This window comes from Gordonia sp. 34D, from assembly GCF_056682775.1.
Map to the genome: position 1 here is coordinate 82,677 of NZ_CM155293.1, position 12,523 is coordinate 95,199.

General features: G+C 66.1%; 10 protein-coding genes. 5 read left to right on the forward strand and 5 right to left on the reverse strand.

The annotated features are described in order from the left end of the window. Positions 1-9 precede the first annotated feature (9 nt). From AC1L34_RS00390 to AC1L34_RS00400, 3 genes are read left to right on the forward strand one after another with little or no spacing between them, the layout of a single operon-like run. Complete coding sequence (locus AC1L34_RS00390) at positions 10-2,100, forward strand: VWA domain-containing protein (RefSeq protein ID WP_424322198.1); 2,091 nt, start codon at positions 10-12, stop codon at positions 2,098-2,100. Beyond that, positions 2,100-2,714 carry a cob(I)yrinic acid a,c-diamide adenosyltransferase gene (gene cobO, locus AC1L34_RS00395; RefSeq protein ID WP_424322197.1) on the forward strand — a complete coding sequence of 205 codons (615 nt, stop codon included), beginning with the start codon at positions 2,100-2,102 and terminating at the stop codon, positions 2,712-2,714. The genes AC1L34_RS00390 and cobO overlap by 1 nt, the downstream gene beginning before the upstream one ends. Before the next feature lie 4 nt (positions 2,715-2,718). After that, positions 2,719-4,098, forward strand: a complete 1,380-nt coding sequence (locus AC1L34_RS00400; protein WP_424322195.1) for a cobyrinic acid a,c-diamide synthase CobB — start codon at positions 2,719-2,721, stop codon at positions 4,096-4,098. Here the strand turns inward: AC1L34_RS00400 and AC1L34_RS00405 are convergent. Beyond that, positions 4,065-4,727, reverse strand: coding sequence for a (2Fe-2S)-binding protein (locus tag AC1L34_RS00405; protein ID WP_424293906.1), 663 nt, complete (start codon positions 4,725-4,727; stop codon positions 4,065-4,067). The genes AC1L34_RS00400 and AC1L34_RS00405 overlap by 34 nt on opposite strands. Before the next feature lie 238 nt (positions 4,728-4,965). Between AC1L34_RS00405 and AC1L34_RS00410 the strand changes: the two genes are divergently transcribed. Both AC1L34_RS00410 and AC1L34_RS00415 read left to right on the forward strand, forming a co-directional pair. Then, positions 4,966-5,178 (forward strand): CbtB domain-containing protein, encoded by a 213-nt coding sequence (locus AC1L34_RS00410; RefSeq protein WP_424293907.1) that lies wholly within the window; start codon positions 4,966-4,968, stop codon positions 5,176-5,178. Positions 5,179-5,196: 18 nt separating this feature from the next. Further along, positions 5,197-5,952 carry a CbtA family protein gene (locus AC1L34_RS00415; RefSeq protein WP_424293908.1) on the forward strand — a complete coding sequence of 252 codons (756 nt, stop codon included), beginning with the start codon at positions 5,197-5,199 and terminating at the stop codon, positions 5,950-5,952. A 27-nt stretch (positions 5,953-5,979) separates the two neighbouring features. On the opposite strand, the gene AC1L34_RS00420 is transcribed toward AC1L34_RS00415, so the two are convergent. Genes AC1L34_RS00420 through cobN form a run of 4 tightly spaced genes read right to left on the reverse strand, consistent with a single transcriptional unit; the run spans position 5,980 to position 12,519 of the window. Then, the gene (locus AC1L34_RS00420; RefSeq protein WP_480035017.1) at positions 5,980-6,702 is read right to left on the reverse strand and encodes a cobalt-precorrin-6A reductase; all 723 of its coding nucleotides are present in this window, start codon (positions 6,700-6,702) and stop codon (positions 5,980-5,982) included. Beyond that, positions 6,699-8,177 (reverse strand): cobyric acid synthase, encoded by a 1,479-nt coding sequence (locus AC1L34_RS00425; RefSeq protein WP_480035018.1) that lies wholly within the window; start codon positions 8,175-8,177, stop codon positions 6,699-6,701. Before AC1L34_RS00425 ends, AC1L34_RS00420 begins: the two co-directional genes overlap by 4 nt. Then, positions 8,177-8,911, reverse strand: a complete 735-nt coding sequence (gene cobF / locus AC1L34_RS00430) for a precorrin-6A synthase (deacetylating) (protein WP_480035019.1) — start codon at positions 8,909-8,911, stop codon at positions 8,177-8,179. The genes AC1L34_RS00425 and cobF overlap by 1 nt, the downstream gene beginning before the upstream one ends. Then, positions 8,908-12,519, reverse strand: a complete 3,612-nt coding sequence (gene cobN, locus AC1L34_RS00435; RefSeq protein WP_480035020.1) for a cobaltochelatase subunit CobN — start codon at positions 12,517-12,519, stop codon at positions 8,908-8,910. The genes cobF and cobN overlap by 4 nt, the downstream gene beginning before the upstream one ends. Positions 12,520-12,523: the final 4 nt, after the last annotated feature.

The window sequence follows — 12,523 nt, forward strand, 5'->3', positions numbered from 1 at the left end:
GAGCCTCAAATGCCGGTGCAGTACCCCTTTTCTGCTGTCCTCGGATGCGAGACGGCCACCCCCGAGAACGCCGACGTCGGTCGCCGCATTGGCGATATGGGACTGGCGTTGATCCTCACGACAATCGCCCCGGAAATCGGGGGCGTCCTGATTCGTGGGGAGAAAGGGACCGCAAAGTCGACCGCAGTCCGCGCGCTCGCCGCCGTGCTGCCGCCGATCGACGTGTACGCGGCGGACCGCTTCTCCATCGACCCGGCCGACCCCGCAGCCACCTCACCCGACGCCCCGTTCGCTGATACGACGACTCTCACCCGGCCGGTTCGCCTCGTCGAACTGCCGGTCGGTGCCACCGAAGACCGCGTCCTCGGGTCCCTGCACCTGGAACGGGCACTGTCGGAAGGCAAGGTCGAGTACGAACCGGGACTCCTGGCCCGCGCGCACCGCGGCATCCTCTACGTCGACGAAGTGAACCTGCTGCACGACCACCTCGTCGACCTCCTCCTCGACACCTCCGCCATGGGACGCGCGACGGTGGAACGCGACGGCGTCTCGATTGAGCATGCGGCGCGATTTGTGCTGATCGGCACCATGAACCCCGAGGAAGGGGAACTGCGCCCCCAACTCCTCGACCGGTTCGGCCTCACCGTGGAGGTCGCGGCCCCGCGTGAGCCGACTCTGCGCGCCGAAGTGGTGCGGCGCCGGATGTCGTTCGACGCCGACCCCGCAGCCTTCAATGCCAACTACGCCGCCAGCGAGGCTGCGCTCACCGACGAGATCGCAGCGGCCCGAGAACGCGTTGGTGCGGTACGACTCGGCGATCCTGCGCTATTGAAGATCGCCGAAGTGTGCGCGGCGTTCGAGGTCGACGGGCTGCGCGCCGACATCGTGACTGCTCGCGCGGCCGTCGCACATGCTGCATGGTTTGGCCGCGACACCGTCACCAAGGCCGATATCCGCCAGGCAGCTCTGCTCGCGCTGCCGCACCGGCGACGCCGCAACCCCTTCGACGCTCCCGGCATCGACGAGGAACTTCTCGATCAGATCCTGGGCGATGATGAACTGCCTCCGGAACCGCCGGAACCCGAGCATCGTCCGGACGGTCCCGACAATCTCGACGAGTCGACGCAGACCGACGGGGCAGACAACGACCGGGCAGGCAAGGACGGGGCAGAAAAGGACGGAACTGACAGCGGTGAATCCACACCCGCGCCAGATCCCGCTTCCGACGACCAGCAGCCGTCACCGGGCTCGGTCGGTCCCGAGACCGTCGCTGCGGCGACGGACCCCTATCGACCAAAGCACCTGACTGTTCGCGGTATCGGTGCCGGCACAGCCGGACGCCGCAGTCGCGCAATCGCCACCACCGGCCGTCGTATCGGAGCCACCGTCGGCGCGACCGGATCCCTGCACCTGGTGGAAACCATCAAAGCCGCAGCGGGCAAACAGGCGGTACGCCGAGCGACCGACGATCGACGAGAGCGGATCGACCTGCGCGGTGAAGATCTGCGGATCGCCGTCCGAGAGGGGCGCGAAGCCAACCTGGTGCTCTTCTGCGTCGACGCCTCCGGTTCGATGGCCGCACGCAAACGCATGACGCAGGTCAAGACCGCCGTCCTGTCACTGCTGCTGGACGCCTATCGTCGCCGCGACAAAGTTGGCCTGATTTCGTTCCGCGGGAACGCCGCTGATCTCGCCCTACCGCCCACGCACAGCGTCGACGTCGCCGCAGCGCGACTGGACAACCTCCCGGCCGGCGGACGTACGCCGCTGGCTGAAGGACTCCTCGAAGCGGCGCGTGTGGTGACGCGCGAACGGTTGCGCGACCCGCGCCTGCGGCCGCTGTTGGTGATTGTGACCGATGGTCGTGCCACGAGTGGTGCCGATGCCGTCGCGCGGTCGCTGCACGCCGCCGACTACGTCGCGAGCCTCGGCGTCACGACCGTCGTCGTTGATGGCGAAAGCGGTCCGCTGCGCTTGGGCCTCGCCCGTCAACTCGCCGCACGACTGGGTGCCGAACATCTGCCGGTCGCCGAAGTGAGCGCCGAAGCGCTGACGGCCTCGGTTCGCCGGCACACCCACCACTTGAATGGAGCCGCCTGATGCCGCAAGGAGTACCAACGACGGTCCCCAACGACGGTCTCACCACTCGCCAGCGTCGAAACCGACCGCTGCTGATGGTCCACACCGGAGACGGCAAGGGAAAATCCACCGCAGCCTTCGGGCTGGGCCTGCGCGCCTGGAACCAGGGCATGAACATCGGGGTCTTCCAATTCGTGAAGTCCGCCAAGTGGCGCATCGGTGAACAGACCGTCCTGGAACGCCTCGGCCAACTGCACGAGGAGACCGGCGAAGGCGGGCCCGTGCAGTGGAACAAGATGGGCTCGGGATGGTCGTGGAGCCGCAAGCAAGGCGACACCGAAGACCACGCGGCCGCCGCCGTCGAAGGCTGGGAGGAGGTGAAGCGTCGGCTCGCCGACGAGACCCACGACCTGCTGATCCTCGACGAATTCACCTACCCGATGAAGTGGGGATGGGTCGACGTCGACGAGGTAGTGCAGGTCCTTGCCAACCGGCCGGGCCACCAACACGTCATCATCACCGGCCGCAATGCGGCCGCCGCGCTCGTCGACGCTGCCGACTTGGTTACCGAGATGACCAAGGTCAAGCACCCTATGGACGCCGGGCAGAAGGGGCAGCGGGGCATCGAATGGTGAGCCGATGAAGCTACCGCGACTGGTGATCGCGGCACCGTCGACCGGGCAGGGTAAGACCACAGTCGCCATGGGCTTGATGGCGGCGCTCCGTTTGGCCGGACAAGAGGTCAGCGGACATAAGGTGGGACCCGACTACATCGACGCTGGCTATCACTGCCTCGCGACGGGACGCCCGGGACGAAACCTCGATCCGCACCTGGTCGGGGAAGATCGCATCGTGCCGCTACTGCTGCACGGTGCGGCGGGCGCAGATATTGCGATCGTCGAAGGCGTTATGGGCCTCTACGACGGTCGGCTCGGCACCGGCGGATTTGCTTCGACGGCACATGTCGCGACGTTGACATCCTCGCCGGTGGTGCTGGTGATCGACGTGGCGCGACAGTCGCGGACTGTCGCCGCCGTCGCAGCGGGCATGGCGGCCTTCGACCCGACCATCAACATCGTCGGAGTGATCCTCAACCGGACCGGATCGGTCCGCAACGACGCCGAGATTGTCGCGGCCATGGAAACCGCGGGACTACCGGTTTTTGGATTGCTGCCGCGCGACGAGCAACTCGCCACGCCGTCCCGGCACCTCGGCCTGGTGACAGCAAGCGAACGGGACGACTCGGACGAGTTCGTGGACCTGCTGGGGCGCGTCATCGCCGCGCACCTCGACATTCCGGCGCTCCTCCACGCTGCCCGCACCGCACCAGACCTGGAAGCACAGGCGTGGAATCCGGGGACCGAGGTTGTCGCGGAGGGGACTGAGCGTCCCGTTGTCGCAGTGGCTGGCGGTCGTGCCTTCACCTTCCGCTACGCCGAAACCGACGAACTCCTTCGGGCGACCGGATGCGATGTGGTGGGTTTCGACCCGCTCGTCGACACCGCGCTGCCCGCCGGAACCTGCGGACTCTACCTCGGCGGCGGGTTCCCGGAGGTCTACGCCAGCGAGTTGGCCGCCAACCGTGAACTCCTCGCAGACCTGCGGGGTGCGGTCGAATCGGGAATGCCGACCGTCGCCGAATGCGCGGGGTTGCTGTACCTGGCGAACACGCTCGACGGCGCACCGATGGCCGGTGCCGTGCATGCCTCGGCGGAGATGTCGGGTCGGCTGACGCTGCGATACCCGGTGGCCACGGCCACCGCAGACTCCCTGTTGACACGCACCGGCGAGCAGGTGACCGGGCACGAATTTCACCGCACTCAAACCAGTCCGGCGAACGGGCCGGTCGCGGCATGGAGTATCGACGACGCGCCGACGGGCTTCGCGACCGACACCCTGCATGCGTCGTACCTGCACGTGCATTGGGCAGGGCACCCGCAGCTGGCGCAGCGGTTTGCCGACGCGGTGCATCAGCGCGCCGTGAATCAGCTCCGGCCGAGGATGCAGTCGGCGCAGTAACCGCCGCCGGGGATTCGGTAGTACAAGCAGCAGGAGCGCCGCACATAGCTCGGCGTTGTTCCTTCGCTCAGCGTCCCCTTCCCGACGAAAGGACCGTTGAGGAGGTGCCGTCCGACGGCGGTCGCAGCGTCAGCGAGTTCGGGGCGGACCAGATTAATCATGGCGATCGCGCCGAAGGCCGCCGAGGCGATGTTGCCGTCTAACACGGTCGAAGAAAGTGCGTAGTGCGCGGCAATCGCCTCGGCGAGGGGTCTCATCACCGTCGTCAACGCCGCCGAAATGTCGGGCACACCAACAGGTCCGGTGACGACGATCGGCCACGGGCCCGCGGCGGCCGGCTTCCAGAAAGTCGTGTCCAGATCGAGGGCGGGAATATCGATCCCCAAAACTGTTGCTGCGACCTGCGGCGCTAGTAGGCGGGCGAAAAGCCCCAGCGACATCGTCGACGCCGCGACCCGACGATCAATATCTGCTCCGGCCATCTCGGCCAGCAACGCCTGCGTGAATGTGACCCGTTCATCGAGCACGGCACCGTCTTCCACGAGAGCGCGGAGTGGCGTCCAGGTCGCATCGTCGACCGTGTCGTCGAGGGCAAAGAACCCGCCGAGTTCAGCGAGCTTCGATTGCATAGTGCCCAACTTGTATCCCCGACTTTCAACGTGAAGAGGCGCGCCGACCCCACGGGCTGGTCACGCGATCGCTGGGGATAGGATGCCAGGTGCAAGCATGCATGAGGAAGCCGGTGAGATTCCGGCGCAGTCGCGCTACTGTGACATCCCTTTTCGAGAAATCATCAGGGGTGAAGCCAGACCCGAATGCCTGTCACCACCCAATGATCAAGGGCGCATGAACCCTTGAGGAGGACACATGTCGCATTCTGTTGCGGTACCGGTTGCCGGTGCCATTCCCACGATCCCGTTGAAAGAACTTGCTCCGTGGGTAGTGTTTTTCGGTCTCCTTGCGATGGTGGTGATCTTTTTCGTCAGCACCACTCAGGGTGCAGTGTCGGTTCCGCCCGGCACCGGTGTCCACGAGTGGCTCCACGACGGACGTCACCTGCTCGGCTATCCCTGCCACTGAGTTGCGGAGGGATACGCCATGAACGCACGAGCATTTCTTGTCCGTGGCCTGATCGCGGGACTTCTCGCTGGCATCGCCACGTTCTTTGTGGCCTACGCGGTCGGTGAGAGCCAAGTCGAAACCGCGATCGGGATCGAAACAGCCGCCGAGGCCGGACACACCCATTCCCACGACGACAGCGCCGCTGAAGTCTCTCGGGAAACGCAAAAAACCTGGGGACTCTTGACCGGGACTGTTGGCGTCGGAGTCGCCCTCGGAGGCATCGTCGCGCTCATCGCGGCGGCTACTCTCGGTCGCCTAGGGAGACTTCAGCCTGGCGGTTCGACCGCATTGATCGCCGCGATCGGGTTCGTCGCCTTTGCTTTGGTCCCATTTCTGAAGTACCCGGCGACGCCACCGGCCGTCGGTAGCGGCGACACCATCGGCGGTCGCACAATTCTCTACTTCGGGTTCGTCGCGATCTCCGTCGCAGCCGCGGCAGGAGCCACCTACGCGGCAGTCAAATTGCGTGAGAAGTTTGGGACCTACACGGGAGTCGTCAGCGGAATCGCGATCTACCTGCTGGTGGTCGTGGTGGCGGGCAACCTGTTCAGCACGGTCAATGAGGTGGGGGATTTCCCAGCCGATACCCTGTGGTTCTTTCGTCGCGCATCTTTGCTGACCCTCGCCACCATGTGGGGCGTCATTGGTGTCGTGCTGACCGGGCTCGTATCACGGCTCTATGCCGAACAATCGGCGCAAATCCGGCGACAGGAGTTCGCGGCGAGCCTCTGACCCGGGCGGGTAGTTGCGTTGGTCTGGCTACTGAGTCAGCACCCAGACCAACGCTTCGTCGACCGTACTCACGGTGGCGACCCCGGAGGGGGACGGCGGTCGCGCGACAACTACGACCGGTACGCCGAGTTCGGCGGCGGCAGCCAGCTTCGGCCAGGTAAAGCTGCCACCGGAGTCCTTGGTGATGAGGACGTCGCTGGCGTGCGACCGCATCAATGCCCGCTCGCCGTCGAGCGTGTACGGGCCGCGGCTGGTGATTAGTTTCCACGACGACGGAATCGTCACGTCCGGTACATCAACCACTCGAGCCAACACGTGGTGCTCACCGAGGTCTGGAATGAACTGCGCCAACTCCTGCCGCCCAATTGTGAGAAAGGGGCGGCTGCCGAGACGCGCCGCTACGACAGCCGCGTCGGCGTGCGAATCGACATAGCGCCACGACTCCTGCGGTTCCCAACCGGGGCGAGCCAATCGGATCAGGGGCACGTTCTCCGCATCGCAGGCGAGTGCGGCGTTCGTGCTGATGCCGCGGGCGAACGGATGCGTGGCATCGACCACCGCGTGGTACTCGGCCAGCGCGCGCCGCAGGCCATCGACACCACCGAAGCCGCCGATCCGGACTTCGCCGACCGGCAGTTGTGGCCGCGCGACACGGCCGGCAAGTGAACTGGTGACGTCGATACCGGTGGCGACCAGGTGTGACGCCAGCGCGCGGGCCTCACCGGTGCCGCCGAGCAGAAGCACCTTCATGGGGTACCTCCCGGCGGGAGAATCGGTTGCGACTTGGGCGCCCCAGACCTGGCCAACTCGATGAGTGCTTCAACGTCAAGATGTTCTTCGACGAGATCACCGAGACGGTCGAGTCGAGCTTCGCGGGCCCGCGGAAACGACACCGTCGAAGGTGCGATACCGAGGGCCTCGCTTAAGAAGGCGCGGCGGAAGTCGTCGCCTTCTAAACTTCCGTGCCACATGGTGCCGAACACCTGGCCCGACCGCGCTCCGCCGAGGAAGTCCTCGCCGGACGCGACCGACATGTGACCGTGGTGGATCTCGTAGCCATTCGCGAGGGCACCCAAAGCGAAACCGCTCGGCAATCGCAGGTTCTTCTCTGTCTGGAACTCGGTCCGGATATCAAGGAGCCCCAGGCCGTCAACCGAGACACCCGCCCGGGATTCCACGCCGTGAGGATCGGCGATGGTGTGGCCGAGCATCTGAAACCCGCCGCAGATGCCGAGGAGCGGGCGGTTTTGCCCAGCGTGCTTCATGATGGCCCGATCAATTCCGCGGGAACGAAGCCACGCCAGGTCGGCGATGGTTGAGCGTGTCCCCGGCAGCACCACGAGGTCGGCATCGGACACCTCGCGCGGGTCGGTGGTGAATACCACGTCAACGTCCGGTTCCAGACCGAGCGCGTCGACGTCGGTGAAGTTGCTGATCCGGGGGAGTCGGATCACGACGACCTTCCGCGCTCGATCGGTACGGGCACGACGGCCCGCGAGATCGAGGGCGTCCTCGGAATCGAGCCACAGGGTCGAATCCCATGGCAGCACGCCAAACACCCGTCGGCCCGTGAACTGTTCCAGCGAGTCCAGTCCGGGCGTCAGCAGTCCGACGTCGCCGCGGAACTTGTTGACGACGAACCCGCTGACCAGCTGTTGATCTGCGGGTTCCAAGAGGGCAAGGGTGCCGAACATGGCGGCGAAAACCCCGCCGCGATCAATGTCGCCGACCACGATCGTCGGCAGACCGGCGTGTCGAGCCAAACCCATGTTGACGTAGTCGCCCGCGCGCAAGTTTATCTCGGCGGGGGAGCCGGCACCCTCGGCGATGACGACGTCGAAACGCGAGGCGAGGCCGTCGTAGGCGGCATGGGCCGCACGGGCGAGATGCCGTCGGCCGGTAGTCCAGTCGGCGGCATCGACCTCACCAGCGGGCTGTCCCATCACGACGACGTGGCTGCGCCGGTCGGTACCGGGCTTGAGCAAGACCGGGTTCATCGCCGGTTCCGGCGGAACCCCGGCCGCCAACGCCTGGACCCACTGGGCACGACCAATCTCGGCGGTCGTGCCGTCGGTCGCCACGCACACCATCGAGTTGTTCGACATGTTCTGTGCCTTATACGGGGCCACGGAGATGCCGCGTCGAGCCAAGGCTCGGCAGAGGCCGGACGTGACGATGCTCTTGCCCGCGTCGGAGGTGGTTCCGGCCACCAGCAAACCCGCCATCAGGGTGCCCTCAGCAGGTACACGTCCATTGCCCAGCCGACCTTCTGCTTGGCCCTTGACTTGGCCCGGTCGATCTCTTCGGCAACGTCGGCGACCCGCCCAGCGACCAGTTCTTCGGAGGCATCGCCCAAATTGGCACCCCACCAAATTGCCCAGTCACCGAGCCCCGAAAGGTCCGGACTGCCGCCGAGCATGACGCACACATTCCGCTGACCGGCGGCGATGTCGTCATGCAACCGGCGGGCGGTCGTGATGTGGACGGGAACACCGACCGGATGCAGCACGATGCGATGTCGAGCCGCAAGCAGTTGCGGCGCGCTGATGCCGGGGAGAACGTCGTACTCCAGCGGCATCCGGTCGGCGAGTAGCTCCACGACGCGGATCGTCGAGTCGTAGAGCGAGGGGTCGCCCCACACCAGGAAGGCGGCGGTGCCGCCGCGTGCGCGCAACACCTTTTCGTAGGCATCGACGCGGGCCTCGTGCCAGTCTCGGACAGCGGTCACGTAGTCGCCGGAGTCGCCAGAGTCGCTGCGATCGCGCTCTGGATCGGGGACGGCCACCACGGGAATCCGCGATGACTGCGCGACGGCGCGGCGCACGGAAAGGAGCGGATCGTCGTCGGACTTCGCGGCGGCGATGACGTAATCGCAGGTCCGTAAGGCCTCGGCGACCTCGGCGGTTACCTGCGACGGACCCATCCCAATCCCGAGGATGCGTACTTTCGTCGCCGTCATACGTGTACTCCGTCCTCCAGATCGCCCTCGACTTCGAGGTACACCTCGGCCATCGCGGCGAGGGTGTCCGGGTCCGGGTCGGCCCACAGACCGCGCTCGGCCGCCTCATGTAGTCGTTCGACGATGCCGCGCAGCGCCCACGGGTTCGACGTGCGGAGGAACTCTCGGTTGGTCTCATCGAGGACGTACTCGTGCGAGAGCTTCTCGTACATCCAGTCGTGAACCACGCCCGCTGTCGCGTCGAAACCGAAGAGGTAGTCGACGGTCGCCGCCAGCTCGAAGGCGCCCTTGTAGCCGTGGCGCTGCATGGCGGCGATCCACCGCGGATTCACCACGCGGGCACGGAAGACGCGGGCGGTCTCCTCGCTAAGCGTGCGCGTCCGGATGGCGTCGGGCGTGGTGGAGTCACCGACGTAGGCCTTCGGGTCGCTGCCGGTGAGCGCGCGGACGGTCGCGACCATGCCGCCGTGGTACTGGAAGTAGTCGTCGGAATCGGCAATGTCGTGCTCCAGGGAGTCGACGTTCTTTGCAGCCACCGTGATGCGTCGATAGTTTGCGCGCATATCGTCGGCCGCCGGAGCGCCGTCGAGGTCACGTCCGTACGCGAAACCACCCCACGCGGTGTAAACCTCGGCGAGGTCAGCATCGTCGCGCCACGATCCGGATTCGATCACCTGCAGGATGCCCGCGCCATACGACCCCGGCTTCGACCCGAAGATTCGCGTTGAGGCGCGGCGCTTGTCTCCGTGCACGGTGAGGTCGGCCAGATAGTTGGCCCGCGGGAAGTTGGTCTCGGTGTCCTCGTCCAGGTTGACCACCATCGCCACGGCGTCGTCGAGCATCGCCACCACGTGGGGGAAGGCGTCGCGGAAGAACCCAGAGATTCGGACGGTCACGTCGATCCGCGGGCGTCCGAGGTCGGCGGGTGAAATCACGGTGAGGCGACTGACGCGCCGCGAGGCTTCGTCCCATTCGGGGCGAACGCCCAGGAGTGCGAGGACCTCGGCGATATCGTCGCCGGAGGTACGCATGGCGCTGGTGCCCCACACCGACAGGCCCACCGACTTTGGGTACGTCCCGGTCTCATCAAGGTGCCGGGCGATGAGCGAATCGGCCATCGCCTGCCCAGTCTGCCAGGCCAACCGCGACGGGATGGCCCGCGGATCCACGGTGTAGAAATTGCGGCCCGTCGGCAGGACGTTCACCAGGCCGCGCAACGGTGAACCGGACGGTCCGGCCGGGATGAAGCCGCCGTTCAAAGCGTGCGTGATCGCGTCGAGCTCGTCGGTGGTTTGCGCCAACCGGGGAACAACCTGCTCGGCCGCGAACGTCAGGACGCTTTGCACGCCGACGTCGTCGTGCAAGGAGGCGACGACCGTCGGATCCCAATTGGCTTGTTCCATCTGCTCAACCAACCGGCGAGCCTGCGCCTCCACGGCATTGACCTCCGCGAGTTCGGCGCCCTCAGCCAAGCCGAGGGCCGACCGCAACCCGGGGAGCGCATTTCCGACCCCGCCCCACACCTGTGCGGCCCGCAAGATTGCGAGAACCAGATTCACTCGGGCTTCACCCGTCGGTGCCGCACCCAAAACATGCAGGCCGTCGCGGATCTGGGCGTCCTTGATTTCGCACAGCCACCCGTCGACGTGCAGGAGGAAGTCGTCGAACTCGGTGTCTTCCGGGCGTTCCTCCAGGCCGAGGTCGCGATGCATTTCCGCAGACCGCATCAACTGCCAAATCTCGCCGCGGACCGCGGGAAGCTTCGCCGGGTCCATCGCGGCGATGTTGGCGTGCTCGTCGAGAAGCTGCTCGAGTCGGGCAATGTCGCCGTAGGCTTCGGCGCGCGCCATCGGCGGAATCAGATGGTCGACGATCACCGCGTGCGCCCGCCGCTTGGCCTGCGCACCCTCACCGGGATCGTTGACCAGGAACGGGTAAATCAGCGGCAGGCTGCCGAGCGCGGCATCCGGTCCGCACGACGCCGAGAGCGCCGCATTCTTACCGGGCAGCCACTCCATCGACCCGTGCTTGCCCAGGTGAATGATCGCGTCGGCACCAAAGCCGTGCTCAATCCACCGATAGGCACCAAGGTAGTGATGACTCGGCGGCAGGTCAGGATCGTGGTAGATCGCGACCGGGTTCTCGCCGAAGCCGCGGGGCGGCTGAATCAGGATCACCACGTTGCCCGCCTGCAAGGTGGCCAAGACTAACTCGCCCGAGTCGTTGACGAACAAGTTTCCCGGCGACTCGCCCCACGCGTCGACCGTCGCCTCGCGGAGGTCGGTCGGCAGATCGGCGGTCCACTCGTCGTACTCGGCCTTGGTGATCCGCACGTGCGCGTCGGTGAGTTGTGCCGACGTCAACCACTCTTCGTCTTGCCCGCCCGCTGCGATCAGCGCGTGAATCAGCGCATCGCCAGCCCGGGTGTCGTCGTCGGAGTCGAGAAGTCGGGTGACGGGATTGTCGCCGCCGAGGTCGTAGCCTTCGTCGCGCAGGCGGCGCAGCACCCGAATCGCCGACACCGGGGTATCGAGACCGACCGCATTACCGATCCGAGCGTGCTTCGTCGGATACGCCGACAGCATCACGGCCAGCTTCTTCTCTGCGTTTCCCACAGCGCGCAGTCGTGCATGGTTGACGGCGATTCGGGCAACGCGGTTCGCCCGTTCGGGGTCGGCGACGTAATGCGGGAGACCGCGGTCGTCGATCTCCTTGAAAGAGAACGGTGCGGTGATGATCCGGCCGTCGAACTCGGGGATCGCAATCTGGCTGGCCGAGTCGAGCGGGGTGACGCCGTCGTCGGAGGCCTCCCATTCGGCGCGGCTCGACGTCAGGCACAGGCCCTGCAGGATCGGGATGTCGAGGGCGGCCATGCGCGCGACATCCCATGCTTCATCGTCGCCGCCGGCGCTGGCTGTTGCAGGCACCGAGCCACCTGCTGCCAAGACCGTCACGATCAGTGCATCGAGGGTGCCGAGTGCGTCGAAGAGATCGTCCGGCGCGGACCGCAATGAGCCAGCAAAGATCGGCAGGCCAACAGCCTGTCCGGTCGCGTCGATCGCATCGGCCAAGGCGTGCGCGAACGCGGTGTTGCCGCTGGCCTGATGAGCGCGGTAGAAGAGGACTCCTACTCGTGGACGCTGGTTGTCGATCGGCTTCCGGTCGACGAATCCCCAGTTCGGGATGGGTTCCGGGGCCTCGAATCCTTCGCCCGTGAGGAGGATCGTGTCGGAAAGGAAGGCGTGCAGTTGGGCGAGATTGTTGGGGCCGCCTTCGGCAAGGTAGCGGTGGGCCTGTGCGGCAACGCCCATCGGGACGGTGGAGATTTCCATCAGTTCGGCGTTGGGTTCCTGCTCTCCGCCTAGAACCACCACCGGTGTGCCGCGGTCACGGACTGCGGCAAGACCGGGCCAAAGGTCGTGGGGCGAACCGAGGAGTCTGACAACGACCAAGTTGGCGTCTTCGACGGCCGCTGTCAGTTCGGCGTCGTTGCTGCGGGTCGGGTTGGCCAGTACATAGGCGGCATCGCTTGCGCGCGCCGAGAGCAGATCGGTGTCGGACGTGGACAGCAGCGCAATGCGTGCCGAGGGCACACCAGTTGATGCCATGGCG

Coding starts and splice junctions, on each gene's coding strand:
- AC1L34_RS00400 (WP_424322195.1), top strand. CDS start 2,719: ATGAAGCTACCGCGACTGGTGATCGCGGCACCGTCGACCGGGCAGGGT.
- AC1L34_RS00425 (WP_480035018.1), bottom strand. CDS start 8,177: ATGGCGGGTTTGCTGGTGGCCGGAACCACCTCCGACGCGGGCAAGAGC.
- cobN (WP_480035020.1), bottom strand. CDS start 12,519: ATGGCATCAACTGGTGTGCCCTCGGCACGCATTGCGCTGCTGTCCACG.
- AC1L34_RS00410 (WP_424293907.1), top strand. CDS start 4,966: ATGTCGCATTCTGTTGCGGTACCGGTTGCCGGTGCCATTCCCACGATC.
- AC1L34_RS00420 (WP_480035017.1), bottom strand. CDS start 6,702: ATGAAGGTGCTTCTGCTCGGCGGCACCGGTGAGGCCCGCGCGCTGGCG.
- AC1L34_RS00415 (WP_424293908.1), top strand. CDS start 5,197: ATGAACGCACGAGCATTTCTTGTCCGTGGCCTGATCGCGGGACTTCTC.
- AC1L34_RS00390 (WP_424322198.1), top strand. CDS start 10: ATGCCGGTGCAGTACCCCTTTTCTGCTGTCCTCGGATGCGAGACGGCC.
- AC1L34_RS00405 (WP_424293906.1), bottom strand. CDS start 4,727: ATGCAATCGAAGCTCGCTGAACTCGGCGGGTTCTTTGCCCTCGACGAC.
- cobF (WP_480035019.1), bottom strand. CDS start 8,911: ATGACGGCGACGAAAGTACGCATCCTCGGGATTGGGATGGGTCCGTCG.
- cobO (WP_424322197.1), top strand. CDS start 2,100: ATGCCGCAAGGAGTACCAACGACGGTCCCCAACGACGGTCTCACCACT.